Origin of the sequence: Paractinoplanes maris (genome assembly GCF_023544465.1) — a bacterium.
Classification (GTDB): domain Bacteria; phylum Actinomycetota; class Actinomycetes; order Mycobacteriales; family Micromonosporaceae; genus Actinoplanes; species Actinoplanes maris.
In genome coordinates this window covers 15,373-41,808 of the sequence record NZ_JALPVL010000009.1, presented here as the reverse complement: position 1 = coordinate 41,808, position 26,436 = coordinate 15,373, and the positions used below count along the sequence as shown (strand labels likewise).

The window sequence follows — 26,436 nt, the reverse complement described above, 5'->3', positions numbered from 1 at the left end:
CAGAGACTCATCCGGGTCGGTGTCCCACTCATCAGCAGCGGAATCGAACCCGCCCCCGGAAAGAGACTCCCCCCGCCCAGCACCCAACCCATCAGCAGCGACATCAGACTCGCCCGCGGAAAAAGACTCACCCCGCTCAGCGCCTGACCCGCCCCCAGCGCCATCAGACTCGCCCGCCGAGAGCGAGTCACCGCGCTCAGTGCCCCGCCCACTCGCAGGGCTGTCAGACTCGCCGACCGAGAGCGGCTCACCGCGCCCAGTGCCCCACCCACCCGCAGCGCCGTCAGACTCGCCCGCCGAGAGCGAACCACCCCGCCCAGCGCCTAACCCACCCGCAGCAACATCAGACTCGCCGGTAGAAAGAGACTCGCCCCGCTCGTCGCCCAACCCACCAAGAGCGACATCAGACTCGCCGACCGAGAGCGACTCACCCCAGCCAGTGCCCGACCCACCCGCAGCGACATCAGGCTTCCCCGCCGAGAAGGAACCCAGCTCAGCGCCTAACCCACCCGCAGCGACATCAGAGTCGCCTGCGGAAAGTGCCTCACCCCGCTCAGCGCTCCACTCATCAGCAGCGACATCGAACTGGCCGGCAACCGGATCACCGGCAACGACGTTCAGGGGGCCCGAGCCCGGCTCGTTCGCAACAGCATTCAAGGCATCGGATGCGACCGCATCCTGATCCTCCGACGAGTCGCTCGCGTCGTGTGACTCGTCAACTGGGGACGCGACGGGATACCCAGCGTCGACGCTTGCCCTGATCACTGCCTGCAACTCACCGGCGCGAGCGTCCCACTCGTCCACGGCGGCATCGAAGTCGTCGGGATCCGCGATGGCGTCCGGCTCGTCCTCGTCCGGCTCGGCTGCCGCCGCCTCCAACTCGGCTTCTGCGGCCACGGCGGCGTCGAAGTCGGCTTCGGCGGCGGGGTCGGGTTTGCTGCCCTCGTAGTCGTCGATGTCGAGATCGGCGTCGGTGGCGTCGCCGCCGATCCAGCGGACTGTCAGCTCGTCGAGGGAGACCGGCTGCTCGAAGTCGATCAGGCCCTCGCGGTAGAGCTCCAGCAACGCCAGGAAGCGGGCCACCACCTCGAGGGTGTTCTCGCAGTCGGCGACCAGCAGGGAGAACGTCGCCTGGCCGGCCCGGCGGAGCCGGTCGCGCAGCAGGGTGGCGTGCTCGCGGACGCTGACCCGCACCTGGTGGATGTGGGCGATCGACACCTGCGGCGGGCCGGGTTTGGGCACGAACTGTTTGAGCGCGAGCTTGAACAACCGCTCCGGCCCGACGCCCAGCACGAGCTCGGGCAGCGCCTCGGCATAGCGCGGCTCCATCGACACGGCCCGGGGCCAGCGGCGCATCCCGTTGACCTCGAGCTCCATGATGTGGGCCGCGGCCTCCTTGTACGCCTTGTATTGCAGCAGCCGGGCGAAGAGCAGGTCACGCGCCTCGAGCAGCGCCAGGTCTTCCTCGTCCTCGACGTCGGCGGCGGGCAGCAGCCGGGCCGCCTTGAGGTCGAGCAGGGTGGCCGCCACCAGCAGGAACTCGCTGGTCTCGTCGAGATCCCAGTCGTCGCCCATGGCCCGGATGTAGGCGATGAAGTCGTCGGTCACCTGGTGCAGCGCGACCTCGGTGACGTCGAGCTTGTGCTTGCCGATCAGCTGGAGCAGCAGGTCGAACGGCCCGGTGAAGTTGTCGAGCCGCACGAGGAACTTGCTCTCGTCGAGCGGGTTGCCCGCGGCATCGACCAGAACACCGTCCGCACCACCCGGCACCGCAACGGCCTCAGAAACAGGAGCCGCCACGCCGTCGGGTACGGAAGCCGACGCGCTGTCGGAAGCGGAGGTCGGCACGCCCACAAAAGCCCCCTCAGGAGCTGACGCCGGAACCGCGACGTCGCCGGTGACCGGGGTGGGCGGATCGGTTGACTCTTCAGGCACGAACTGACCGTAGACCACGGCTCCGACAACCTGCTCCCGCGTCACGGTCACTCCCATCGCTCCTGATGATCAACGCCGGATCAGGGAGCAAGTGACTGGCATGAGCGGGACATATCGGACGGGCGGCCGCGCTCGTCCACAGTGGGAATTTCCGCAGTCAACTACTGTCTGGCCCATGAGTTCGTTCAATGACACAGTCATCGAGAACTATCGCGCCAACAACGGTGAGCTCGGCGGGCACTGGGAGGGCAAGACCACCCTCCTGCTGCACACCCCCGGCCGCAAGACCGGCAAGGTGACCATCAACCCGCTCGTCGCCGCTCCCGACGGCAACTCGTACCTGGTCTGCGGCAGCGGCGGCGGTGCTCCGGACGACCCGCAGTGGGTCTCCAACCTGGAGGCCCTCGACGGTCCCGTCACCATCGAGCTGGGGGCGGACACCCTTCAGGCCGATCACCGCGTTGCTCGCGCGGGCCGCGACGACGACTGGGACCGGCTCTACGGCATCTGGCGGGCCTACTGGCCGGACGCCGCCGACTACGAGACCAAGACCGACCGCAAGTTCCCGATGGCCGTGATCACCGTCCGCTGACCTCATCCGGGAGCGGCCCCCGGGCCGTTCCCACCGGCAACCCCGTGGACGACCCCGGCAGGAGCCCAGGCGCCGCATGGCTCGCCGCTGAAAGACGGAACACTGCACGTTGACGGTCCCGCCAAATACCAGACGGTTCGGCCTCAGGCAGCCAGCGCCAGACTGGGCGACGACTGCTTCTGGTCGTACATACTCATGATGACGCCCCGCGCCCAGCGCATCCGCACCATGGCGCTTTCGGGATAGTCCCCGTACGCGGCGGCGAGCGCAGCCGCACACCCCCGCGTGCCACCACAACGGCGCACCGACAGGGCGATCGCGCTCTCGACGACCGCAGCGCTGGGCTGCGATCCGGACGACAGGTCACTGGCGAACAGGGCGGCGGCGCGGGCGGCGAGCATCTGGCTTCGCATCTTGATCAACTCCGGTGGACGAGCCGATGAAAGTGGACCGACTACAGAGTGCTCCTTGCCCGCCACAGATCGCCTCCAGGTTTTCACCGGAGGCACGAATCCGGGACTACCATTACGTCCCCGCACGCCGTAGCGAGTGCATGGTCCGCAGTCCCGCCTTGCGGTGGGACGATCCCGGTCTGACCCGCGGGTGCGGTGCCGGGTTGACGTTTCACAGCCACCTGCCCACGTACGCGGGTCTTCTGGTCGGCTCCACGTCCTGCCACCGAGCCATTCCCGGCGGTGTCGAGCTCCGCCGCGAACGCGGCAAGATTCAGTGCGGCGTTGCTGTCACGGTCCATGACCAAACCGCAGGCCAGGCAGTGGTAGTCGCGCTCGGACAGGGCCAGCTTGGCTTTCACCGCGCCGCAGCCCGAGCACGTCTTGCTGGATGGATACCAGCGGTCGGCCACAACCAACCGACCGCTGTTCCAGGCGGTCTTATAAGTCAGCTGGCGTCGGATCTCCGCGAACCCGGCGTCGGCGATGTGCCGAGCCATCCGGCGGTTGGCAATCAAGCCGATGACGTTGAGGTCTTCAACCACGATCGTGCCGTACTCACTTGCGAGATGGGCCGTGAGCTGGTGCTGGCCCTCACGGCGCAGATTGGCAACCCTGGCGTGCACGCGGGCCAGCCGGTCGGAGGCTCGCTGCCACCGCTTGGAAGGACGCCGACCAGTGCGCCGGTCCGGGCCGGTCTTACGCGACAACGACCTGCCCAGCCGCCGCAGCTGCATCTGGGAGGCGCTGAGATGGCGCGGGTTTGGCACTCGTTCACCGGTGGACAGCACCGCGAGGTGGCTGATACCGAGGTCGACGCCGACCGTCGAGCCCGGCCGAGTCGGCTTCACGTCAGCGCGCTCGACCTCAACCGTGAACGCAGCATGCCAGCGTCCACCGATACGCCGCACGGTCGCGGACAGGATCCGGGCTGTGCCGACCTCGATGCGCCGGGCTAGTTTTCGAGCGGACTCGTGCAACTTCAACCGGCCTAAGCGCGGCAGCACGATATGCATCCGGTCAGGTTCAACGCGAATCGATCCGGTGGTGAACCGAACCGATGGCGAGCTCCGCCGCAGTGACTTGAAGCGAGGAAATCCGACTGGGCGGCCCTTACGCCGGCCCGCTCGCCAATCAGACCAGTTCTTCAACCCTCGAGCAAGAGCATCCAGGCCAGTGTTGAAAGCCTCTTTGGAGCACTCCCGCCACCACGGAGCCACCTCGTCCTTCGCGGCATTCCAAGCCCTCCGCAGCGCGGCCAAAGACCACGACAGGCGCTCCGTGAGCTGATCGTTCGGCACACCGTAGGAAAGCTCGGCCGCCCGTTGGTCGATTACCGTCTTGACGCGAGCCAGTGCCCAGTTGTGGGCGACCCTTGCCGCCCCGGCGTGAGCAAGCACTGTGCGCTGCTGCGTCGGGGTCAGATCGAGGGCGTACCGATACGCCTGGGTCACTTTCATCTCAGGACGTCCACGGTAGCTATCCCCAAACGCGGACGAAGACCAGCCCGAGGGCGTTCAGGATCTGCAGCAGGAACGGCGCGCCCAGCGGGAAGAGACACAGGACGAGCAGCACCAATACGCCGATGTTCTTGTCCTCGAACCACAGCCGCATCCACTGCAGACCCCGGCCGGGCCGGTTCACCGCGTTGTAGAGGATGCCGAAGCCGTCCAGCGGGGGGATCGGGATCAGGGCCAGCAGGCCGAAGCACAACAGGCCCACAGCCAGCGACAACGGCACCTGGTGGACGATCGGCAGGCCGATGCCGAGCAGCACGTCGGCCGGTCCGATTAACGACAGCACATTTTCGGGGTAGGCCAGCCGGTAGCCCAGCAGGATCAGCTGCGACAGCACGATGCACAGCACCGGGCCGGCCGCGAACACGGCGATGGCCCGCGCCTTGCCGCGGTGGCGGGGGACCTCGTCGACCGAGAGCATCTTGCCCCAGCCCATGCCGCCGATGGCCGCCGCGACCCCGCCGAACGGGTCGACGTCCTCACGCAGGCGCGGGGTGATCGAGTCGCGGCGCTCGGCCAGGCCGACGGTGCGCGCGGTGAGCCGGATGGCGACGGCCCGGAGCACGAGCGCGAGCAGGAAGGAGGCGACCAGGGCGACAAAAGCCACCGGCTCGCCGAGGGCGAAGAGCATGGGTCAGCCGCGCTCCGCCTTGGCGGCGATGACTTCGCGGGCGAGCTGGCGATAGTTGCGGGCGCCGGAGGAGGCCGGGTCGAGCGTGGTGATCGGCGCGCCGGCCACGGTGGACTCCGGGAACTTCACGGTCTTGGTGATCACGGTCTGGTAGACCTTGTCGCCGAACGCCTCGACCACGCGCTGCAGCACCTGGCGGCAGTGGGTGGTGCGGGAGTCGTACATGGTGGCGAGGATGCCCTCGAGCTCGAGGTCGAAGTTGAGCCGCTCGCGCACCTTGTCGATGGTGTCGAGCAGCAGCGCCACGCCGCGCAGCGAGAAGAACTCGCACTCCAGCGGGATGAGCACGCCGTGCGCGATGGTCAGCGCGTTGATCGCCAGCAGGCCCAGCGAGGGCTGGCAGTCGATCAGGATGAAGTCGTATTCCTTGCGGACCGAGCGCAGCACCCGGGCCAGCGCCATCTCGCGGGCGACCTCGTTGACCAGCTGGATCTCGGCCGCGGACAGGTCGATGTTGGCCGGCAGCAGGTGCAGCCCGGCCACATCGGTCTTGATGATGACGTCCTCGGCGGTCACGTCGTCCTGCATGAGCAGGTTGTAGATGCTGAGGTCGAGGTTGTGCGGGTTGACGCCGAGGCCGACGGAGCAGGCGCCCTGCGGGTCGAAGTCGACGAGCAGCACTTTGCGGCCGTACTCGGCCAGGGCCGCGCCCAGGTTGATCGTCGTCGTGGTCTTGCCGACGCCGCCCTTCTGGTTGGCCAGGGCGATGATCCGCGCGGGGCCGTGCCGGTCGGTCGGCATCGGCTCGGGGATCGGCCGGCGCATCGTGTACGCCGTGGGGTCGGCGGGGCCGAGGTCGGCTCCGAGGTCCATGGAGCCCTGCTGCTCGCGGAGCGCCGAGGTCCAGGCCTCTGCCCGATCGTTACCTGCCATGCCCTCGCGCCCCCTCCCCCGACTCGTTAACGCCGGAGCCGATGCCCGACTGTACGCCACGCGTGCCGTCGATCCGGGCTCAGCGGTCGGCGTGTCGCCGTCCATGGGTGGGCAATGCTCTAACGAGCGCGCGGGTGTGCGGTCGCGTACACCTCGCGCAGTCGATCAACGGTGACCAGCGTGTAGACCTGCGTCGTGGCCACCGACGCGTGCCCGAGCAGCTCCTGGACGACCCGCACGTCGGCCCCGCCGTCGAGCAGATGGGTCGCGTACGAATGCCGCAAAGTGTGCGGGCTCACGGCGTGCGGTCCCTCGACGGGCAGCCCGGCCGCCGAGGCCGCGCGGTGCAGGATCGTCCAGGCGCTCTGCCGCGACAACTGTCCACCGCGGGCGTTCAGGAAGACCGCCGGTGTCCCCTTGCCGGCCGCGGCGAGCGCGGGTCTCCCCCGTACGAGATAAGCGCCCAGCGCGGCTTTCGCGTAACCACCGATCGGGACCACCCGGGTGCGTCCGCCCTTGCCGTGCAGGATGGCCGCGGCGTCGTCGCCCAGGTCGAGGTCGTCGATGGCCGCCCCGACGGCTTCGGAGATGCGCGCCCCGGTCCCGTACAGGAACTCGAGCAGGGCCTTGTCGCGGAGCCCGAGTGGACTGTCGGCGGGCACGTCGAGCAGCCGGGTGACCTGGTCGACGTCGAGCGCCTTGGGCAGCCGCTTGGCCGGCGCGGGCGGGCGGACCTCGGCCGCGACGTCGGCGGTGACCAGGCCTTCGCGCGCGGCGAAGCGGTGCAGGCCACGGACCGCGCTGATCGCCCGGGCCGCCGAGGACGCGGCCAGCCCCTCGGCGCGCAGGGTGGCCAGATGGTCGTTGATCTGGCCGGCGCCCACCGAGGCGAGATCGTCGATCCCGTCCTCGGCGAGCGCCCGCGCATATCGTTCCAGGTCACGCCGGTACGACAGGAGGGTGTTGCGCGACAGCCCACGCTCGACGGTGAGGTGGTCGAGGTAGGCGTCGAGGGTGCGCTGGACGGTCAGTTGAGTACCTCGGCCAGGTCGAGTGCGGTCATGCCGTGCGCCTCCGCGACCGGTCCGTAGGTGACCCGCCCGTCGTGGGTGTTGAGACCCAGGGCGAGCGCGCGGTCGGCCCGCAGGGCGTCCCGCCAGCCGAGGTTGGCCAGTTCCAGAGCGTACGGGAGGGTGACATTGGTCAGTGCGTAGGTGCTCGTGTGGGGCACCGCGCCCGGCATGTTGGCCACGCAGTAGAACATCGACTGGTGCACCTGGTAGACGGGGTCGGCGTGCGTGGTCGGCCGCGAGTCCTCGAAGCAGCCGCCCTGGTCGATCGAGATGTCGACGAGCACGCTGCCCGGCTTCATCCGCGACACCAGCTCGTTGGAGACGAGGTTGGGCGCTTTCGCGCCGGGGATCAGCACGGCCCCGATGACCAGGTCGGCGTCGAGGACGGCCTTCTCGATCTCGTACGCGTTGGAGGCCACCGTCTGCAGATGGCCGCGGTAGTCGGCGTCGGCCGCGCGCAACCGGGCGATGTTGCGGTCGAGCACGAGGATCTCGGCCTGCATGCCGAGCGCGATGGCGGCGGCGTTCATGCCGGAGACGCCGGCCCCGATGACCACGACCTTGGCCGCGTAGACACCGGGGACGCCACCCATGAGCACGCCGCGCCCGCCGCCGGAGCGCATCAGGTGATAGGCCCCGACCTGGGGCGCGAGGCGGCCGGCGACCTCACTCATCGGTGCCAGCAGCGGGAGTGACCGGTCGGGCAGCTCGACCGTCTCGTACGCGATGCCGGTGACCTTGCGGTCGACCAGCGCGTCGGTGCACTCCTTGGACGCGGCGAGGTGCAGGTAGGTGAAGAGCACCTGCCCGGGCCGCATGCGCGGGTACTCCTCGGCGATCGGCTCCTTGACCTTCAGGACGAGCTCGGCCTCGCCCCAGACGTCGTCGGCCGTCTCGAGGATGGTCGCGCCGGCCGCGATGAAGTCGCCGTCGGTGATCGACGACCCCGCCCCCGCCCCCGCCTGCACCAGCACGTCGTGCCCGGCCCGGCGGAGCTCGTAGACCCCGGCGGGCGTGATGGCCACCCGGAATTCGTTGTTCTTGACCTCACTGGGAATGCCGACCTTCATGGAGCCGACACCGTCCTTTCTCAACGCTGAGTGACGTCCCCCGGCGGCCTGTTCGCTCGGGCCGCCCCGCCCGAAGACTACTCCGCGCTTCGCACCAAATGCCCCCTTTGCCAGCTCCCGACCGCATCGATCCTCGTCAAACGGTGGGCGCCAGGAGGCCGGCCAGCTCGGCCGGGCGGGTCAGCTGCGGCCAGTGGCCCGAGTCGATGTCGACCAGGTCGAGATGCTTGACCTTGGACAACTCCGGCAGATCACCGCCGGCCAGCCACTCGCGCACCTGGGCCGGGGTGAACTCCGGGCAGATCAACACCACCGGTACGTCGTAACGCCGCTCCTCGGTCAGCCGGACGACCGCCTTGGCCACGCCCTCGGGCACCGGCACGGCCGCCGCCTCGAACGCCTGCCGGGCCGGCTCGTCGAGGTCGGCCGCGTCCGCCCCCTCGAACGGCTCCCAGCCCGGGAAGGGCATGAGACCGTCGGTGATCGGGAAGAAGTTCGCGTACTCCTCCCCGTCGGCGTTGGGGAAGCCGCCGATCAGGACCACCTTGGCCACCCGGCCGGGCCGCCGGTCGGCCACGATCCAGGCCAGCGAGCAGGCCGCCGAGTGCCCCACCACGACGGACGGGCCGGGCGCCGCGTCGACGGCGGCGAGCACCGCCGCCACCTGGTCGTCGAGCGTCGTCTCCGGCTCGACGGGCAGCGACACGGGTACGGCCCGGCGGTCCCGCTTCTCCAGTTCGGACACGACGCCGCTCCACGTCGAGGCGTCGAGCCACAGGCCACCCACGAGCACGATGTGTTCATCAGTCATGAGAGCAACCTAGGACCGAATCAGGACGTTCTACTTCCGGTACGGTCGTCGGTGTGCCAACCGGTTTGAGCCCCACCGCGCGGGCGCTGCGCACGCTCGAGATCCTCCAAGGCCGCCCGGGAACCACCGCGGCCCAGCTCGCCGAGCAGCTCGGGGTGACCGAGCGTGCCGCCCGCCGCTACATCGAGATCCTGCGCGAGGCCGGCATCCCGGTCGAGGCGGTCCGCGGGCCGTACGGGGGTTACCGGCTGGGCCGCGGCACCCGGCTTCCCCCGGTGGTGTTCACCGAGGAGCAGGCGCTCGGCCTGGTCATGGCGGTGCTCGACGGGCAGCCGGCCGCGATCGACGCCGACGACCTGGTCGGGGCGGCACTCAGCAAGGTCATCCGCGCCCTGCCCGAGAGCATCGGCCGGCAGGCGGCGGCCCTGCGGGCGTACGCGTCGGCCGCCCCCGACCGCCGGGCGTCCCGCGCCGATCCGGCCCTGACCAGCGCGCTCGTCGCGGCCGTGGCCGACCGCAGCCGGGTGCTGGTCACCTATCGCGGCGAGAGCGGTGACCCGTGGGACACCGAGGTCGACCCGTGGGCGGTCGTGGTGCGCTTCGGCCGCTGGTATCTGCTGTGCCACTCGCACCGGGCCGACGCGATCCGCACCTACCGCATCGACCGGATCCGCGCGGTCAGCCGGCTGCCGCAGACCTTCACGCCGCCGGACAACCTCGACCCGGTGGCCGCGCTCGACCAGAACCTGGGCGCCGGCTGGAAATACCCGACGAAGGTGATCTTCCACGCGCCCCACGACGCGGTCGCACCCTACATCCGCGGTCCGATGGGCCGCCTGGAGCCCGACGGCGACCGCTGCGTGCTGACCGGCACCACGGGCAACCCCCAGATGTACGCCCAGGAGTGGCTGGCCGCGGTGCCGGTCGATTTCACCGTCGAGGAAGGCCCCGAGCTGCGCGCCGCCGTGGCTACCGTGGCCGCGCGCTTCGGCAAGGCGGCTCCCTAGAAACGGTCCTGCGGGTTGGGCGGTGGCTCGGCGATCTGGTTGCCGGCGTCGTCGACCAGGCCCGGGGCCATGCTGCCGCCGTGCGCCTCCTGCTCGGCCGGGGCCGCCTTGCCGTCGGCCGACCCGGGGCCGTCCTCGGTCACGAACTCCTCGTACTGCTCGGTGTGTGCATCGCTCATGATCGGCGTATACCCGTTCCGGCGCGGCCCTATCGTCGCCCTTGACCTCAACGGAACTTGAGGTTGCAGGGTGGGTGGATGCCCTTCACCGAGCTCGAGACCACCTACCTGGCCGGCCAGATGCTGGGCCGCCTGGCCACGCTGCGCCCCGACGGCACGCTGCAGAACAGCCCGGTCGGCTTCCGCCTCAACGAGGCCACCGGCACGATCGACATCGCCGGTCACACCATGGCGGCCAGCCACAAATACCGCAACGTCGCCGCCACCGGGCAGGTCGCCTTCGTGGTCGACGACGTCCCGTCGACGTCGCCGTGGCGGGTGCGCTGCCTCGAGATCCGGGGCACGGCCGAGGCGATCGACGCCCCCACCGACTCCGCGCACGGCTCGGCGGCCCCGATCATCCGGATCCATCCGCGCCGCATCCTCAGCTTCGGCCTGGACCAGCCCGACACCGAAGCCCACTCCCTGACCCTGTCCAGCCGCGACGTCTGACCCTCGACCGCAGGCGGGGCGGAACCGGGGTAGCGCTCGCCTGCTTCGATGAGGGAATGGATCTCCTGACCGTGGTCGCCATCGTCATCGCCGTCGTGGGGCTGGGGCTCATCGTGGCCTCCGGGCGCAGTCAGCGCAGCGGGCGGGAGGCGGCCCGGCTGGCGGCGATCGAGCGCAAGCTGGATCTGGTGATGGGCCACCTCGGCATCGAGGAGCCGGTGCCCACGGAGGACCCGGAGGTCGTCGCCCACCTCGTCAAGGGCGAGTTCATCCAGGCCATCAAGGTCTATCGCGAACGGACCGGCACCGGCCTGGCCGAGGCCAAGGACGCCGTGGAACGCATCGCCCACCAGCGCGGGCTGCGGTAGTCAGGGCAGCGGTGATCAGGGCAGCGGCGGGAGGTCGGCGACCCGGTCGGCCAGCTCGCGGCGGCGGCGCTGCTCCCAGTCGGGGTCGAGGGTGCGCAGCAGCGCGAACTGCTGGAGCCACAGGGTGACCCGGAAGTCCTGGCCCTCGACCGGATGCCGGGTGGCCCACTCGCCGGCCATCGCGTAGGTCGTCGCGTCGAACGACCAGTAGAGGAGCTCGTCGCGCGACGTGGTGGTGCGGTCCTCGAGCACCTCGCCCCGCTCGACCACGAGCCAGTGATAGGTGCCGTCGGCGTCGACGAGGACATAGGGCTGGGCGGCGTCGCGGGGCTCGAAGGCGACCAGGCCCGCCTCGGGAGCGCCGATCAGCGCGCCCAGGCGGGTCACCTCGGCCCGCAGCACCTCGAGGCCCCACTCCGAGTTGCCGGGGCCGGAGTCACGGGTGAGCTTCATGGCCTCAACGGTAGGCCGGATGGTGGAAGATCACCTCGGGATAACGCGGCAACGGCCCCGGGCGCAACCGCAGGTGCTTGTCGAGGATCGCCGCCACATGGGCCCGGGTGATCTCCAGGCAGCGGTCGCCGGCCAGCGGTTGCAGCGGCCGGCCGGCCTGATCGGCCAGTGGCGCGTAGTCGGTGAACGACAGGTGATCGGTGCCCTCGACCGAGAGCCAGCGCTTCCAGCCGGTCAGGTGGGCCCACGTCGAGGTCCACGTCGGATCGTCGCCGGGCGTTCCGTGGTCCTCCGCACCGACCAGGACGAACGGGCGGTCATGGCTTCACCCTGGCCGCCCGGGACCCCGGGACGCATCCAGGACATGCCCTTAAGTGACGCGCAGCAGCGCGGCGGCCACCGTGTCGACGTACCAGTGATGGAAGCGCTCGACCGGCCAGCCGCGCTCGCGGACCAGGTAGTCGAAGTTGCGCACATCCATGGCCAGCCAGAGCACGTCGGCGACCGTCTCGGCGGTGTGCTCGGGCCGCACCTGGCCGGTGCCGAGGAGTTCGGCCGCGAACATGGTCATGCCCTGGCGGCGCTCGTCGAGATTCTTGCGCCAGATCGCGGCCGCCTCGGCGTCGGCCGTGGCGGCACCGGCCAGGGCCAGCATCACGTGGGCCTGACGGGTGTGGATCTCGACCAGGTGGGTGGCGTAGCGGGACAGCTTGGCGCGCGCGTCGGGCAGCGCCCGGATGTCGGCCACGAACTGCCGCTGGGGCAGCGGCACCGGCTCGTCGTCGCCGGCCACGGTCACGTCGACCAGGGCCGAGAGCAGCGCCTTCTTGCTGCCGAAGACCTTGTAGACGGTCTGCACGGCCACCCCGGCCCGGTCGGCCACGGCGACCAGCGGGGTGGCCGCATAGCCGGGATCGACGAACAGCTCGGCGGCGGCGTCCAGGATCGTGCCGCGGGTCAGCCGGGCCTGCTCCTGACGCCGAGACGACTCGTACGGACGCTTGACAGCCACCTCGGTAGCGTAGTCCTCTATTAAGTAGAGTTTTACTCTACCGAAAAAAGGTGATGACCATGGCACTGCCGGTCGAGGCGCATCGAGGCGCCCGCGTGATCCTCGTTCCGCCCCCGCTCTACTACGTCGCCGCGTTCGCTCTGGGCCTGGTGGCACAACAGGTGGCACCCCTGCCGATCGGCGGGCGGCCGGCCACCCTCGTGCTTGGGATCGTCGTGGCCGTCCTCGGCGCGGCCCTGACCGTCGGCGGCGTCCGCGGCGTGCTCAGCCGGGGCACCACCATCGTTCCGCACCGGCCGGTCACCACCCTGGTCACGACGGGTGCCTACCGTGTGTCCCGCAATCCGATGTACGCGGGACTCGCGGCCGTCCACGCCGGTGGCGCCCTGGTCGTCGGGTCGTGGTGGCCGCTACTGCTGGTGCCGCTGCCGCTCGTCGCCATCCAGCTTCTGGTCGTCGGCCCCGAGGAGCGCTACCTGTCGGCACGCTTCGGCGAGGAGTACGACGCCTACCGCGCCCGGGTCCGCCGCTGGCTGTGACGAACGAGCTACGTGGCCCGGATCATCGGCGCTCCGGCGGCGGTCAGCCGGGCCAGCTCGGGGTCGTCGCCCGGCCGGTCGGTGATGATGCCGGTGACCTCGGGGAACGGCAGGACCGCGTACGGCGAGACCGCCCCGACCTTCTCGGCGCTGGCCAGCACGTACGTCTCGGCCGCGCGCGACGCGAGCAGACGCTTCATGGCGGCCTCGTCGGCGTCGCCGGTGGTGAGCCCGGCCCGGTGGTGCACCCCGGTGACGCCGAGCAGGAAGAGGTCGGCCGTGATGCCCGACGCCGCCTCCGCGGTGGCCGCACCGCACGTGACGGCGGAGTGCTTGAAGAGCCGGCCGCCCAGCACGAGCACCTCGACGGCCGGATGCCCGACCAGGGCGGCGGCCACGGTGACGCTGTGCGTGACGATCGTGGCCGGCCGATCGGCGGGCAGCGCGCCGACGACGGCCAGCGCCGTCGTGCCGCCGTCGAGCAGCACGGTCGCGCCGGGGCGGATGAGGCTCGCGGCCAGGGCGGCGACCCGCTTCTTGCTGCCGGGCGCCACCGCCGTCCGGGTCTGGTAGTCGGCCGCGGCCGGGGCGGCCGGCAACGCACCGCCGTACACCCGCTGGCACAGACCCGCCGCGGCCAGCTCCCGCAGATCGCGCCGGACGGTGTCCTCGGGAAGGCCGAGTTCCGCGGCGATGTCCTTGGCGACGAGCTTGCCGTCCGCGCTCAGGCGGGCCAGCAGCAGGTCGCGGCGCTCGGCCGGCAGCATTGCGTGTTTCTCCTCATTGTTGTCGACTGTTGCGCGTTTAACGGTTAGCGTACCGGACCATGAACGGAATCAAGGGCATCGACCGGCCCGACAGCCGGGGCCGCACCGGGCTCAACCGGGCCGGCCGCGATCTGACCGGCAACCCCGACGTGGTCATCCGCGACGTGGAGTTGCTCGCCACCGCGTGGCATGTGCTGCGCCGCACGACGTTCGACTACCGCCACCGCGACGGGAGTTGGACCACCGAGCAACGCGAGACGTACGACCGCGGCGACGGCGCGACCATCCTCCTGTACGACCGGGAGCGGCGCACCGTGCTGCTGACCAAGCAGTTCCGCTACCCCGCCTACGTCAACGGCCACCCGGACGGCATGCTCGTCGAGGCCGCCGCCGGTCTGCTCGACGACGACGACCCGGCCCGCGCGATCCGGCGCGAGGCGGCCGAGGAGCTCGGGGTGACCGTCGGCGAGTTGCAGCACGTGTTCGGCGTCTGGATGAGCCCCGGGTCGGTCACCGAGCGCCTGCACTTCTACGCCGCGCCCTACACGGCGGCCGACCGCACCGGCCCCGGCGGCGGCGTGGCCGACGAGGGTGAGGACATCGAACCGGTCGAGCTCGGCTTCCACGAGGCCCTGCGGGCCACCACCGACGGGCGGATCGCCGACGCCAAGACCATCATGTTGCTGCAGTGGGCCGCGCTGAGCGGGCCGTTTTCCCCGGCATCCTGATATGTATTGATTGGGATGAGTGCATGGGTCAGCTCCGCTGACATGCTCGCGGGCACACCCCCGAGCTACACGGAGGACCTTCGTGCGAGCACCACTCATCCTCGGCGCCACCGCCGCCCTCGTCCTGGGCCTGGCGACCGGGCCGGCCGCGGCGGCACCCACCACGGCGCTGGCCGCGGCCCCGAACATCTCCGTCACCAGCGTCAAGGCGCATCTGTCGCAGTTGCAGAGCATCGCCACGGCCAACGGCGGCAACCGCGCCCACGGCCGCCCCGGCTATCTGGCCTCCGTGACCTACGTCAAGAACCTGCTCGACGCGGCCGGCTTCACCACCCGGCAGCAGTCATTCACCTACAACGGCGCCACCGGCTACAACCTGATCGCCGACTGGCCGGGCGGCGACACCGCGAACACGCTGATGATCGGCGGGCACCTCGACAGCGTCACGGCCGGCCCCGGCATCAACGACAACGGCTCCGGCTCGGCCGCCAACCTCGAGGTCGCGCTGGCCGTGGCCCGCACCGGCTTCCAGCCCGACCGGCACCTGCGCTTCGGCTGGTGGGGCGCCGAGGAACTCGGGCTGCGCGGGTCCACCGCCTACGTCAATTCGCTGACCACCGCGCAGAAGCGCGAGATCACCGGGTATCTGAACTTCGACATGGTCGGCTCGCCCAACCCGGGCTACTTCCTCTACGACGGTGACAACTCCGACGGTACGGGCTCCGGTCCCGGCCCGTCCGGCTCGGCGCAGATCGAGGCCACCCTGGCCGCCTACTTCACGTCGATCGGCGTGCCCACCCGCGGCACCGACTTCGACGGGCGCAGCGACTACGGCCCGTTCATCGCGAACGGCATCCCGGCCGGCGGCATCTTCACCGGCGCCGAGGGCCGCAAGACCGCCGCCCAGGTGCAGCTGTGGGGAGGCACGGCGGCCGCGTTCGACCCGTGCTACCACGCGTCGTGCGACACGACCGCGAACATCAACGACACCGCGCTCGACCGGAACTCGGACGCCATCGCGTACGCGGTCTGGACCCTCGCCGCCGGCGGGACGACTCCCCCGCCGACCGGGACGACCGTGTGGGAGGACACCTTCGAGACGGCCAAGGGCTGGACGGCGGGCACGGGCGACACGGCCACCTCGGGCCGCTTCGAGCGCGCCGACCCGGCCGCCATCACCTCGCAGCTGGGCACCGCGGTCGGCGGCACCTACGACCTGGTGACCGGAGCCACGGCCGGGGCCAGCGCCGGCGCCAACGACGTGGACGGCGGCACCACGACGATCCTGTCCCCGTCGATCACCCTGCCGACCGGCACGCTGACGCTGAGCTTCAGCTGGTACCTGTCGCACCTCAACAACGCGACCAGCGCCGACTACGTCCGCATCCGGGTGGTCTCGGGCAGCACCACCACCACGGTGTTCACCCAGTCGGCGGCCGCGACCGATCGCGCCGCGGCCTGGGCCACCGCTTCGGCCAACCTGTCGTCGTTCGCCGGCCAGACCGTCCGGCTCAGCGTGGAAGCGGCCGACGCGTCCACCGCCTCGCTGGTCGAAGCCGCCGTCGACAACGTCAAAATCACCAGGTCCTGACCCGTACGCGCGGGTGACGGCACCGCCGCCACCCACGCACCGCATCCGGCCGCATCCCAGCCGGTCGTAACCAAGCCGGTCGCACTCATCCGGTCGCACCACGAGTTCCGCGACGCCCGTTGCCGTCAGCCCGGCGACGGGCGTCGCCGTGTCCGTGCACCCCCGCGCAGCTGCACCCCCGTGCAGCCGTGCCGCAGTGCAGCCGCACCCCTGGTGCAGCCGCGCCGCCGTGCAGCCGTGCAGCCGTGCAGCCGTGCAGCCGTGCAGCCGTGCAGCCGTGCAGCCGCACCCCTGGTGCAGCCGTGCAGCCGCGCCGCCGTGTCGCCGTGCAGCCGCGCCGCCGTGTCGCCGTGTCGGTCTACGCCAATGTGGTCAGGTAGGCGGCGCTGCCGGCGGCGAGAATGAGACCGGCCAGGCCGAAACCGACCACCATGCGGGCGCCGAGGCCGATGTCGTCCTTGCGGCTGGCGATGACCTTGTCGCGGCTGTTCGACGAGAAGACGGTGAGGCCGGCGAAACTGCGCTTGAGCTCGCCGTTCGAGAGGCGACCCAGCGCGAAGACCTGGGCGCCGCGGGGCACCCTCGTCTCGGTCAGCGTCAGGCGCTCACTCTTGCGCAGATCATCGACGATCTCGCGCGGGACCACGGGCGGCAGCGTCTCCGGTTTCGAGCGCTTGTGCATGATCTTGGTGTGCACCGCCACGCTGGGGCCGGTCGTGTTCAGCACGTCGAGCAGCGCCGGATCGACCGGCACCCGGCCACTGTGGTCGGCCAGTGTGAACCCGCCCGGCGACGAGAAGTCCAGCAGCACGTCGTGGTCGGGGTCGTCGCTGCTCGTGTAGTGGCGGCTGGGTTCACGGATCAGCCGTACGTGGAACCAGGCGCACTGTTCGGCCGTGACCGGCGCTGTCTGGGGGCCGGCCGGGCCGTACTCGATGTGCCCCTCGACCGCGACCCGGCCACCGCCCGCCTGAGCGACCGACCGGACCCGCAGACGGCGAAGCGTGCGCAATGACTGGTAGTCGCCCACGTTGAGCAACAGGAAGATGCCGGCGCCGCCGAGCAGGCAGCCCCCGATACAGAACGCCACAGTCGCGACGACCATCACGCCTGTCAAGGTAGGGCACCGGCTCCACGTACGAGAAGGGCCGGTCACGCCCAGCGTGACCGGCCCTCCGCGCGGGATCAGCCGCCGATCTGGGCCGCCGCGAACTCGGCCCCGTCCTGCACGTCGCCGTTGCGCGCGTAGGAGAGGTGGGCGGCGAAGTTGTTGCCGCCGCCGCATACCGGGTCACCGGTGGCGCAGAACTCGACCGCCCGGTCCGCGAACTCCGGCGCGGCACGCGCGATCGTCTGCCGCCGGATGCCGAGCGGGTTGCCGAAGACCACCACGGCCGCGACCCGGTCACGCAAGTTGGCCGGGATGGCCTGGCCCTGGGTGCCGACGCCGCGGATGCCGATCGCGATGTCGGTGACCGTCGCGCCCTGCGAATATCCGCCGATCACGAACTGCGTCTCCGGGCAGCTCTGCGCGACCTGCTGGAGGTGCTGGGTCATGTTGGTGGCGCCCGGTCCGGCACTCTGCTGGTTGCTCGCGGCCGCGTAGACGACGGCGAACGAGCCGACGGACTGGTTCGGCAGTTCGTCGGCCAGCGCCTGCTCCAGCGGCCGGCCCAGGATGCCCAGCCCCTGCGGCTCCCCGGTGCCCCGAGCGAAGACGAGCTCCACATCGGAGCAACCGGCGCCGTTCTGACCGCCACCCGCGTTGCCGCCCGCGTTCCCGCCGCCCGCGTTTCCGCCGTTCTGGCCGAATCGGGCTCGCAGCCGCTCGAAGAACGAGCCGCCCTGGGCGCTCGCCGCCGAGCCGCCCGTGGTCCCCGCGAACGCCTGCGGCGTCACGACAGCGCCGGCCGCCACCACGGCCGCGCAGATACCGACCGTCAGGAACCGCCTGCTCTTTCGGGCCCCCACACGCCTTCTCGCCATTTCCGTGCCCTCCTTCATCCCCGCGGGCGGCTGTCGACCGTCCGCTACAAGCGAGTACGGCGGCGGCCCGAATGCCGGATCGGACCCGGCTCACAAAGAATGGCGAGGGAATTGATCTAATGGCATATTACCTGCTCAGAGCCCTGAGACGGCCGTCTCAGAATTGCTCGTCAATGGTCACCGATAACCGAGAACGGCTGGTCGCGCGCAAGGCGACCAGCCGTTCACCGGGTGTGTATTCAAGCGATGGAGCACCGCATCGCGGGCAGAGAAAAGCGGCGGTGCGGGCCGAGATATCCCCACACCGCCGCCGCTCATGCGCCTCTACTTCTTGGCGGCGGGAGCTGCGCCCTCGTCGGCCGCACCGCCCTCGGCGCCCGCTTCCTCACCGGCGCCGGCCTCTTCACCAGCACCGGCTTCCTCGCCGGCGCCGGCGTCCTCGCCCTGACCGGCTTCCTCACCGGCGCCCGCGTCGTCGCCCTGGCCCGCGTCGCCACCGATACCGGCCGCGGCCTTGGCGTCGGCCAGCGTCAGGCAGGCCTGGAGCAGGCTCTGCTGCGCGGAGGCGACAGCCTTGGCCGCAGCGGCAGCCGCAGCGTCCGCGGCACCCGCGTCCTCACCAGCACCAGCCTCTTCGCCGGCGCCCGCCTCTTCACCAGCACCGGCTTCCTCACCGGCACCGGCTTCCGCGCCTGCACCAGCCTCTTCACCAGCACCGGCTTCCGCGCCCGCACCGGCTTCCTCAGCAGCGCCGGCCTCCGCGCCCGCCTTCTTGCCCGCACCGGCCTTCTGGCCGGCCGCAGCCTTCTCGGCGGCCCGCGCCTTCAGCACCTTGGCCCACTTCTTGGCCTGAGCCTTGTTCTCGGCCTTGGCCGCCGGGGAGCCCGCAGCGGCTTCCTCACCGGCGTCCTGACCGCCCGCTTCCTCGCCGCCACCCGCGGCCGCCGCCGCGTCGGCCGCGAACGTGTCGCACGCCGTCTCGAGCGCCGCCGCCGAAGCAGCGGCCGCGTCACCGGGCGCCTGGGCCTCGACCGGGGCGAGCTCCTCGCCGTCACAGACGACGGCGCCCGCGTTGACCTGGACGTCCGCGCACTTGGCGACGTCGAACTGCTGACCGTCCACAGTCACCAGATCGACGGCCTTGGTCTCGGTGGACGCCGAGGCCAGCTGAAGCCCGGTCACACCCATGGCGACGACCACACCCGCGACCACCACCGCGCCGATCGTCTTGCGCCGGCTGTCGTCGTTCCGTCGTCGATACGTGCGGGACCTCATGACCACTCCTCGTCGTTGGACGTCGATGTCACCGGTGTTGCGGGCCAGTACGGCCCTCACCCGTCGCCCGGTTCAACGCCCTCCGCCGGAACACCCCCCATATCGACGCTTGCCGGGCAGCAAATGCCCAGCTCAGACCGCCTGCTAGAAAATCTTGAAAATTAGCCGCACCGGAGGCTCATCGACGCCACTCATAGGGGGTCGTGGTCGAGACCTTGACCAGACCGGAACGTTCCAGGATCGGGCGCGAGAACTCGGTCGAGTCACTGTTGATCAAGGTTTTGCCCATCCGGAGCGCCGACCGGGCCCGGGCCGCCGTCAGGGCCCGATAGATGCCGCGCCCGCGCCACTCGACCCGGGTCGCCCCGCCCCAGATCCCGGCGAAGTCCGTGCCCGCCACCGGCTCCAGCCGCCCCGCGCTGACGATCCGGCCGTCGGCCTCGGCGACCCACAACTCCATCCCGTCGTCGCGAGCCAGCCGGCGCAGGAGGGCGTCCACCATGTCGTGCCCGCCGGGCTCGCCGAACGCCTCGTCCTGCATCGCGCACATGGCCCGGACGTCCGCCTCCTCGGTGACCGTCCGCAGGGTCACGCCCTCGGGCAGCGGGACGTCGACGGCCAGCAGCCGCGCCTCGCCCAGCATGATCGACTCAGGCTCGTCGGCGATGAACCCGTTCTGTGTCAGCGCCTCGGGCAGGCCCGGCGCGTGATCGTGCCCCCGGGTCTTCCACTCGACCCGCTCGATCTCCGGGTCGGCCTGATAGTGGGCGAGCGCCTGCGGGACGAGTTGCCGGATCGCTTCGGCGTCGGCCCCGCCGAGATCCTGGTAGGTGATGAATCCACGGCCGCCCGCGAAGGTGGCGAGGCGCAGCGGCCCCAGCCGGGTGACGGAGACCGCACCCGGAGTCTCGGCATCGGTGCGTAACTGGGCGTCATAGGCCGCCAGAAGATGGTCATTCACGGGCGCCACAGTGCATCGGCGTACTGCGCGAAGCAACCGATTTAGAGCGCGTTGGTGAGATCCCGCCGACGACTGCCGGTGCGCCGGAAAGGCCAGTGGCGCCTGGGTCACGCGCAGCCCGGCATCACTTCTGGAATGCGCCCGAGCAGGCTCCCCCGAACGGGTCGAAACGGGGGCCGACAAGCGTCTCCGGGACCGCCGAACGGCAGATTGCCGGGCTCCGGAACGCGGGAGACCATCATTCCGCCAGTCCACAGTGGCCGGTGTCCGCCGGGGGTGACGCCGGCGAAACGGTGAGCGCGGGCCGGTGGCGGCCGGCCCGCGCTCACCCGGTATCAGAGCGCCGGGGTGCCGGCGGGCCGCAACGTGGCCCAGCCCTCGTCGCGCGCGCGGGCCGCCGCGAGCAGCCCGGCGACGGCCGCCGCGTTGGTGATCTCGCCGCGGAAGACCATCGCCACCGCCTCGTCGAGGTCGATCCAGGCGATCTCGAGGTCGGCTTCCTCATCCGTACGCTCGAAGCGCTCCTCGTCCGGCACCGGCACCAGCTCCCGGGCCAGGAAGATCCGGATGGTCTCGTCGGCGAAGCCGGGCGACGTGTAGAGATCGATCAGCAGGTGGAACAACCCGGCCCGCAGGTCGGCCTCCTCGGCCAGCTCCCGCGCGGCCGTGACTTCCAGCCCCTCGCCCTCGACGTCGCGCAACCCGGCCGGCAGCTCCCACAGCCGCTGCCCCACCGCGTGCCGGTACTGCTTGATCAGCACGACCCGGCCGACCTCGTCCAGCGCCACCACGCCGACCGCGCCCTTGTTCTGCACGACGTCGCGCTTGGCCGTGCCGCCCGACGACATCGTCACCTCGTCGGTGAACACGGTGAAGATCGGGCCCTCGTAGCGGGCGGTCCGCGAGCGGGTGTCGTGCTGGAACGCGGTCATGACGCTTCCACCGGCAGCTCGTCGGCCGCCGCGTACTCGATGGCCGCCTTGACCAGGCCGTCGAAGAGCGGGTGGGGACGCGTGGGCCGGCTCTTGAGCTCGGGGTGGGCCTGGGTGGCCACGAAATACGGGTGGACCGAGCGGTCGAGCTCGATGAACTCGACGAGCCGGCCGTCGGGCGAGGTGCCCGAGAAGACCAGGCCGGCCTCGGCCAGCGTGGCCCGGTAGTCGTTGTTGACCTCGTAGCGGTGCCGGTGCCGCTCGGAGATGTCGGTCGAGCCGTACACCTCGGCCACGATCGAGCCCTCCTGCAACTCGGCCGGGTAGGCCCCCAGCCGCATGGTGCCGCCCAGGTCGCCCTTGCCGGCCACGATGTCCTCCTGGTCGGCCATCGTCGAGATCACCGGGTACGGCGCCTGCTCGTCGAACTCGAGCGAGTTGGCCCCGGCCAGCCCGGCCAGGTGGCGCGCGGCGTCGATCGTCATGCACTGCAGGCCGAGGCAGATGCCCAGGATCGGGATCTGGTGCTCCCGGGCGTACCGCGAAGTGTTGATCTTGCCCTCGATGCCGCGGACACCGAAGCCGCCCGGGATCACGATGCCGTCGACACCCTTGAGGGCCGCGGCCGCGCCGGCCGTGGTCTCGCAGTCGTCGCTCGGCACCCAGCGCAGCTGGATCTTGACATTGTTGCCGAACCCGGCGGCCCGGATCGCCTCGCTGACCGACAGGTAGGCGTCGGGCAGGTCCACGTACTTGCCGACCAGCGCCACCGTGATGGTCCGCTTCGGGTGGTGCACGCGGTGCAGCAGATCGTCCCACTGCGTCCAGTTCACGTCGCGGAAGGACAGACCCAGACGCCGTACGACGTAGGCGTCCAGCCCCTCCCGGTGCAACACCTTCGGGATGTCGTAGATGCTGGGCGCGTCGGGTGCGGCCACCACGGCCTCACGGTCGACGTCGCAGTAGAGCGCCAGCTTGTGCTTCAGCTTCTCGGGGATCTCGCGGTCGCTGCGGCACACCAGCGCGTCGGGCTGGATACCGATGTTGCGCAGCGCCGCCACCGAGTGCTGGGTCGGCTTGGTCTTGAGCTCGCCCGAGGGGGCCAGGTAGGGCACCAGCGAGACGTGCAGGTAGAAGACGTGGTCGCGGCCGACCTCGTGGCGGACCTGGCGGATCGCCTCGAGGAACGGCAGCGACTCCATGTCGCCGACCGTGCCGCCGACCTCGGTGATCACGACGTCGGGCCGGCGGCCGGACTCGTCGGGGTCGGCCATCGCGAAGATGCGCGACTTGATCTCGTTGGTGATGTGCGGGATGACCTGGACGGTGTCGCCGAGGTATTCGCCGCGCCGCTCGCGCGCGATGACCGTCGAATAGACCTGGCCGGTCGTGACGTTCGCCTTGCCGGACAGCGACCGGTCGAGGAACCGCTCGTAGTGCCCGACGTCGAGGTCGGTCTCGGCCCCGTCCTCGGTCACGAAGACCTCGCCGTGCTGGAACGGGTTCATCGTGCCCGGGTCGACGTTCAGATAGGGGTCGAGCTTCTGCATGACGACCCGGAGCCCGCGCGCGGTCAGAAGATTACCGAGGCTGGAGGCGGTCAGGCCCTTGCCCAGCGAGGAGGCGACGCCCCCGGTGACGAAGATGTGCCGCGTTTCGCGCACTGATGAGGCCAACGCCCTGCTCCCGTGGTCGCCTGATTGTGACTGCGGCCGGGGCCTGGGCCCCATCCACGGGAGTTCACCGTAACACCTGCCGCGGCGTCCGCACGTTCGGGCTGGTCGCGACGCGTGTCCGCGATCACGCCACCGGCGTCGACGAGGCCGGTTCGCGCAGCCCGGGGCCCCCGGGGCCGTACGTCTCGCCCTCGGGCCGGGTCCGGTCGGCGGCGTGCAGCAGCACCCGCAGCGTGGTGAGCACCGCGGTCGGCACCGCCGCGGCCGCCGCCGCTCCGGCCACGGTCAGCGCCGACCCGTTGAGCACCCCGGCGATGAGCGTCGCCACGGTCACCCCGGCCCCGGCCGCCCGCAGCGCCGGGTGCAGCCCGAAGAGCCGGTTGAGCCCGCCCCACGGCGAGAACTGGCAGAAGGCCAGCATCAGCACCCCGGCCACGGCCAGGACCGTCAGCGGGCTGTCCAGCAGGGCCTGCCCGTTGGCGGTGGCGGCCCGCTGCATGGCCGGCCCGGCGGTGCCGTTGCCCAGCTCGGTCAGCAGCCGCCCGACGATGCCCTGATCGGCCGCGGGCCGGCGCAGGTCGACCGCCGCGAAGCTGATCGTGACGGCCAGCCCGGCCAGCGCGGCCCAGGCGAAGCGCGGGACGGTCAGCCAGCCTCCGGTGGTGATCGCGGCGGCCACGCAGACCCCGGCCGTCACGGCGATCGCCCCGACCGGGTCGGCCCCCATGTAGGGGCTGCCCACGACCACCACGCCGATGCCCCCGAGCAGGACGACGATGACCGGCCGCCACTGCTTGGTGATCCACTGGGCCAGCGAGCCGGCCAGCACGAGCAGCCCGGCCACGAAGACGCCGAGACCCACGCCGCCGACCCCCGCATAGCGCCCGCCGGACACCGCCGAATAGCCGGCGACGCCGTTGAGCTGGAGCTGGGCGCCGGTCAGCAGGTCGAGGCCGACCACCAGGGCACCGATGCCGGCGACCGCGCCCATCGGCCACAGTGTGCGGTGATAGCGGGGCGCCAACCGCACGAGGGCGGTGCCGATCACGATGAACAGGCCGGTGACGCTGCCGAACACCCAGGCCGGATGCCCGTAGCGCCACCACGGCGTCGCGTCGGCCAGCAGCGCCGCCGGGATGGCCAGGGCCGCCGCGATCAGGGCCAGTTCCAGGACGGCGACCAGCCGGGCCGACGGCAGCGCGGGGCCGCGCGGCCCGGCGTGCCGGCGGGCGCGCACCATCACCGGCACGGCCAGCAGGAAGAGCAGGACCTGCAAGCCGGCCAGCACGGTGAAGAAGATCTCGGCCACCGAACGCTGGGCCACCGAGCGCTGGTCGGCGTTGTGCACCCCCAGCATCGCGTCGGCGACGTCGGCCGGGCGTCCCTCGACCGCCGTGGCCGCGCGGCCGGCGAAGAGTTTCTCGGGCGCGGGCTTGCCGAGCGCGGTGAGCACAGTCGGGGCCAGGTCGATCAGCTGGAGGTAGCCGTCGCGGCCGGTGCCGGCCGAGGTGAGCCAGCCGCCGTTCCAGCCCTCCCCCTCGGCGATGGCCACGTGCAGCCGCGACGAGCGCTCGGTGTCGGACACCCCGGCCACCATCAGCAGCGAGCGCTCCGGACGGGCGGCGACGATCCGGGCCAGGATGGCGTCGGCCGCCCGCACCGCCTGCTCGCGCTGGGCGCCGGAGCCCGCGATCGTGCCCAGGTCGACGATGCTCAGGTTGCACTGGGTGAGCAGAGCCCTGGGATCGGCGGGCAGCGAGGGCTCGTATTTGTCGACCCGGCCGAACGGGCGGGCGGCCGCCATCGCCGCGGCCGGCCCGAAGGCGTAGGTGCAGCGCACCGACTCGGCCAGGGCGCCGGGCACCGCGCCGTACGGGAGCTGGTCCTGATTGTTCTGGACCACCGAACGCTGGTCGGTGAGGTTGGCGCCGATGGTGTCGGGCCGGGTCAGCGCGGGCGCGGCGGGCTCGCACTGGCTGCCCGTGGTGCGCCGGGGCCAGGCGGCGTAATTGCCCGCGCCCAGCGTCAGCCACCCGTCGGAGGGGCAGGTCACCCGCATCGCCGAGCGCACCGACAGCCAGCCGATCGAACCCTTTGTGGCCTCCTGCCACAGCGTCGGGGTGCGCTGCGGGTCGAGGTCGTCCCAGCGCAGGCCGGCCGACCCGGCCAGGATCACGTAGTCGGCGCTGCCGGTGTTGTTGTCGCCGGCCGGGCGCACGGACAGTCCGGCGAGGCCGGCCACCGCGATCAGCGCGACCATCAGATAGGGCACCCAGGCCGCGGTCCGTCGCCGCCCGGCCGGAACCGAGGCCCGGCGGACGCGCCGGAACCGGTCGAGAGCTCTCACCGCGCGCCCGTCACTTCGGCGTACGCCGCGAGCACGTCGGCGACCGTGTCGGCCTCCCGAGGCCAGGTCGCGGCTCGCGCGGGCCCCCGGGCGGCATAGTCGGCGCGCATCTCGGGGTCGGCGAGCATTTCCCGTACGGCGTTGTCGAGCGCGTCGACGTCGTCGGGCGGGATCAGCACCGCCGCGTCCCCGACCAGCCCCGGCAGCCCGCCGACGGCCGTGCTGATCAGCGGGACACCCGATTCGAGGGCCTCCTGGGCGAACAGCTGCCGCGCCTCCCAGTCGCTGGTGATCACGGCCAGGTCGGCCCCGAGCAGCAGGTCGGCCACGTCGTTGCGCCGCCCGAGCAGCTGAAAGGGCGCGTGCTCACGCGACGCCCGCTGAGCCAGCTCCATGTAGCTGGGGCCCGACCCGGCCACCACGACCACCGGCACCGGGTCGAGGTCACGCCACCGGGCGGAGGCGTCGACCAGCAGGTCGTAGCGCTTCTGCGGGTGCAACCGGCCGACCGAGACGATCAGCGGGGTCCCGGGACGCAGCCGGAACTCGGCCCGCACGGCCGACCGGCTGCGTTTGGGCGCGGGCAGCGTGGGCGCGGCGACGGCGCCGAGGCGGGCCCGGCGGGCGCCGAGCGCGGTGGCCCGCTCCACCAGGTCTTCCGAGGCGCCCAGGGTGAGCGTCGCGGTGCGGGCCACGACCCGCTCGACGAGCAGGGAGGCCTGACCGCGCAGGCCTTTGCGGGACAGGACGGCGTTGTGCCAGGTGATGACCAGCGGGGTGCCGGACCGGGCGAGCTGGGCGACGAAACCGGCGCGGAAGCCGTGGGCGTGGACGACGTCGGGGCGGCGCGCGGCCAAGGCGCCGCGCAGCTGGCGGACGGCGTTGGCGTCCTGCGGGCCAGGGGCGGCCGGGATCTCGACCGGGACGAAGGTGGCGCCGGCGGCGGCGAAGCCGAACAGCTCGTCGGTGGCCTCGGGCCCGCACACCAGCACGTCGCAGCCCGCCGCGACCAGGCCGCGGGCCAGCGAGGCGACGTGCTGGCCGACCCCGCCCGTGCTGGAGGCCAGCACCAGAGCCACCGAACCACGCCAGTCGACGCCCACAAAAAT

General features: G+C 71.3%; 26 protein-coding genes and 1 pseudogene. 7 read left to right on the top strand and 20 right to left on the bottom strand.

Annotation, left to right across the window (positions count from 1 at the left end):
- Window positions 1-936: 936 nt before the first annotated feature.
- Window positions 937-1,992, bottom strand: a pseudogene (locus NAG42_RS25555) (segregation and condensation protein A); the annotation flags it as partial.
- Window positions 1,993-2,110: 118 nt separating this feature from the next.
- Between NAG42_RS25555 and NAG42_RS25550 the strand changes: the two are divergent.
- Window positions 2,111-2,527: a nitroreductase/quinone reductase family protein gene (locus NAG42_RS25550; RefSeq protein WP_250033590.1), complete on the top strand. Its 417-nt coding sequence runs from the start codon at window positions 2,111-2,113 to the stop codon at window positions 2,525-2,527.
- Between the two features lie 143 nt (window positions 2,528-2,670).
- Here NAG42_RS25550 and NAG42_RS25545 read toward each other — a convergent pair whose 3' ends face one another.
- The 7 genes from NAG42_RS25545 to NAG42_RS25515 all read right to left on the bottom strand — a co-directional run bounded on the left by NAG42_RS25545 (window position 2,671) and on the right by NAG42_RS25515 (window position 9,014).
- Complete coding sequence (locus NAG42_RS25545; RefSeq protein WP_250033588.1) at window positions 2,671-2,940, bottom strand: hypothetical protein; 270 nt, start codon at window positions 2,938-2,940, stop codon at window positions 2,671-2,673.
- 83 nt (window positions 2,941-3,023) lie between these two features.
- Window positions 3,024-4,439 carry an IS607 family element RNA-guided endonuclease TnpB gene (tnpB, locus tag NAG42_RS25540; protein ID WP_250033585.1) on the bottom strand — a complete coding sequence of 472 codons (1,416 nt, stop codon included), beginning with the start codon at window positions 4,437-4,439 and terminating at the stop codon, window positions 3,024-3,026.
- 19 nt (window positions 4,440-4,458) lie between these two features.
- Entirely contained in the window at window positions 4,459-5,127 is a 669-nt protein-coding gene (locus NAG42_RS25535) for a zinc metalloprotease (protein ID WP_250033583.1), read from the bottom strand.
- Between the two features lie 3 nt (window positions 5,128-5,130).
- Window positions 5,131-6,060: a ParA family protein gene (locus tag NAG42_RS25530; RefSeq protein ID WP_250033582.1), complete on the bottom strand. Its 930-nt coding sequence runs from the start codon at window positions 6,058-6,060 to the stop codon at window positions 5,131-5,133.
- Between the two features lie 119 nt (window positions 6,061-6,179).
- On the bottom strand, window positions 6,180-7,091 hold the full coding sequence (locus NAG42_RS25525; protein WP_250034528.1) for a site-specific tyrosine recombinase XerD: 912 nt from the start codon (window positions 7,089-7,091) through the stop codon (window positions 6,180-6,182).
- Window positions 7,088-8,203, bottom strand: a complete 1,116-nt coding sequence (gene ald, locus NAG42_RS25520) for an alanine dehydrogenase (protein ID WP_250033580.1) — start codon at window positions 8,201-8,203, stop codon at window positions 7,088-7,090. The genes NAG42_RS25525 and ald overlap by 4 nt, the downstream gene beginning before the upstream one ends.
- 136 nt (window positions 8,204-8,339) lie before the next feature.
- Window positions 8,340-9,014 (bottom strand): alpha/beta fold hydrolase, encoded by a 675-nt coding sequence (locus tag NAG42_RS25515; protein ID WP_250033577.1) that lies wholly within the window; start codon window positions 9,012-9,014, stop codon window positions 8,340-8,342.
- 53 nt (window positions 9,015-9,067) lie between these two features.
- Here NAG42_RS25515 and NAG42_RS25510 point away from each other — a divergent pair, with 53 nt between their 5' ends.
- A complete protein-coding gene (locus NAG42_RS25510; protein WP_308201189.1) occupies window positions 9,068-10,021 on the top strand; it encodes a helix-turn-helix transcriptional regulator in 954 nt (317 codons plus the stop codon).
- Here NAG42_RS25510 and NAG42_RS25505 read toward each other — a convergent pair.
- Entirely contained in the window at window positions 10,018-10,200 is a 183-nt protein-coding gene (locus NAG42_RS25505; RefSeq protein ID WP_250033575.1) for a hypothetical protein, read from the bottom strand. The two genes, NAG42_RS25510 and NAG42_RS25505, sit on opposite strands and share 4 nt — an antisense overlap.
- Before the next feature lie 78 nt (window positions 10,201-10,278).
- On the opposite strand from NAG42_RS25505, the gene NAG42_RS25500 reads away from it, so the two are divergent.
- Entirely contained in the window at window positions 10,279-10,692 is a 414-nt protein-coding gene (locus NAG42_RS25500) for a PPOX class F420-dependent oxidoreductase (protein WP_250033572.1), read from the top strand.
- Between the two features lie 56 nt (window positions 10,693-10,748).
- Window positions 10,749-11,060 carry a ribosomal L7/L12 family protein gene (locus NAG42_RS25495; RefSeq protein WP_250033558.1) on the top strand — a complete coding sequence of 104 codons (312 nt, stop codon included), beginning with the start codon at window positions 10,749-10,751 and terminating at the stop codon, window positions 11,058-11,060.
- Window positions 11,061-11,075: 15 nt separating this feature from the next.
- On the opposite strand, the gene NAG42_RS25490 is transcribed toward NAG42_RS25495, so the two are convergent.
- Window positions 11,076-11,513 (bottom strand): Imm63 family immunity protein, encoded by a 438-nt coding sequence (locus NAG42_RS25490; RefSeq protein ID WP_250033556.1) that lies wholly within the window; start codon window positions 11,511-11,513, stop codon window positions 11,076-11,078.
- Between the two features lie 370 nt (window positions 11,514-11,883).
- On the bottom strand, window positions 11,884-12,525 hold the full coding sequence (locus tag NAG42_RS25485; protein ID WP_250033547.1) for a TetR/AcrR family transcriptional regulator: 642 nt from the start codon (window positions 12,523-12,525) through the stop codon (window positions 11,884-11,886).
- A gap of 59 nt (window positions 12,526-12,584) precedes the next feature.
- Between NAG42_RS25485 and NAG42_RS25480 the strand changes: the two genes are divergently transcribed.
- Window positions 12,585-13,064 carry a methyltransferase family protein gene (locus NAG42_RS25480; RefSeq protein ID WP_250033545.1) on the top strand — a complete coding sequence of 160 codons (480 nt, stop codon included), beginning with the start codon at window positions 12,585-12,587 and terminating at the stop codon, window positions 13,062-13,064.
- A gap of 8 nt (window positions 13,065-13,072) precedes the next feature.
- On the opposite strand, the gene NAG42_RS25475 is transcribed toward NAG42_RS25480, so the two are convergent.
- On the bottom strand, window positions 13,073-13,831 hold the full coding sequence (locus NAG42_RS25475; protein WP_250033542.1) for a DeoR/GlpR family DNA-binding transcription regulator: 759 nt from the start codon (window positions 13,829-13,831) through the stop codon (window positions 13,073-13,075).
- Window positions 13,832-13,890: 59 nt separating this feature from the next.
- Between NAG42_RS25475 and NAG42_RS25470 the strand changes: the two genes are divergently transcribed.
- Both NAG42_RS25470 and NAG42_RS25465 read left to right on the top strand, forming a co-directional pair.
- Window positions 13,891-14,559 carry an NUDIX domain-containing protein gene (locus NAG42_RS25470; RefSeq protein ID WP_250033539.1) on the top strand — a complete coding sequence of 223 codons (669 nt, stop codon included), beginning with the start codon at window positions 13,891-13,893 and terminating at the stop codon, window positions 14,557-14,559.
- A gap of 97 nt (window positions 14,560-14,656) precedes the next feature.
- On the top strand, window positions 14,657-16,150 hold the full coding sequence (locus NAG42_RS25465) for a M28 family metallopeptidase (RefSeq protein WP_250034526.1): 1,494 nt from the start codon (window positions 14,657-14,659) through the stop codon (window positions 16,148-16,150).
- 358 nt (window positions 16,151-16,508) lie between these two features.
- Here the strand turns inward: NAG42_RS25465 and NAG42_RS25460 are convergent, their stop codons facing one another.
- From NAG42_RS25460 to NAG42_RS25425, 8 genes are all read right to left on the bottom strand, one after another.
- Window positions 16,509-17,258 carry a hypothetical protein gene (locus NAG42_RS25460; RefSeq protein WP_250033537.1) on the bottom strand — a complete coding sequence of 250 codons (750 nt, stop codon included), beginning with the start codon at window positions 17,256-17,258 and terminating at the stop codon, window positions 16,509-16,511.
- Between the two features lie 77 nt (window positions 17,259-17,335).
- The gene (locus NAG42_RS25455) at window positions 17,336-18,136 is read right to left on the bottom strand and encodes a cutinase family protein (RefSeq protein WP_250033534.1); all 801 of its coding nucleotides are present in this window, start codon (window positions 18,134-18,136) and stop codon (window positions 17,336-17,338) included.
- Window positions 18,137-18,460: 324 nt separating this feature from the next.
- A complete protein-coding gene (locus tag NAG42_RS25450; protein WP_250033531.1) occupies window positions 18,461-19,411 on the bottom strand; it encodes a hypothetical protein in 951 nt (316 codons plus the stop codon).
- Window positions 19,412-19,589: 178 nt separating this feature from the next.
- Window positions 19,590-20,372 carry a GNAT family N-acetyltransferase gene (locus NAG42_RS25445; RefSeq protein ID WP_250033528.1) on the bottom strand — a complete coding sequence of 261 codons (783 nt, stop codon included), beginning with the start codon at window positions 20,370-20,372 and terminating at the stop codon, window positions 19,590-19,592.
- A 335-nt stretch (window positions 20,373-20,707) separates the two neighbouring features.
- A complete protein-coding gene (locus NAG42_RS25440) occupies window positions 20,708-21,304 on the bottom strand; it encodes an NUDIX domain-containing protein (RefSeq protein ID WP_250033527.1) in 597 nt (198 codons plus the stop codon).
- A complete protein-coding gene (pyrG, locus tag NAG42_RS25435; RefSeq protein ID WP_250033523.1) occupies window positions 21,301-22,980 on the bottom strand; it encodes a CTP synthase in 1,680 nt (559 codons plus the stop codon). The genes NAG42_RS25440 and pyrG overlap by 4 nt, the downstream gene beginning before the upstream one ends.
- A gap of 124 nt (window positions 22,981-23,104) precedes the next feature.
- On the bottom strand, window positions 23,105-25,327 hold the full coding sequence (locus NAG42_RS25430) for a hypothetical protein (protein WP_308201188.1): 2,223 nt from the start codon (window positions 25,325-25,327) through the stop codon (window positions 23,105-23,107).
- Window positions 25,324-26,430: a glycosyltransferase family 4 protein gene (locus tag NAG42_RS25425; protein WP_250033521.1), complete on the bottom strand. Its 1,107-nt coding sequence runs from the start codon at window positions 26,428-26,430 to the stop codon at window positions 25,324-25,326. The genes NAG42_RS25430 and NAG42_RS25425 overlap by 4 nt, the downstream gene beginning before the upstream one ends.
- Between the last annotated feature and the right edge of the window lie 6 nt (window positions 26,431-26,436).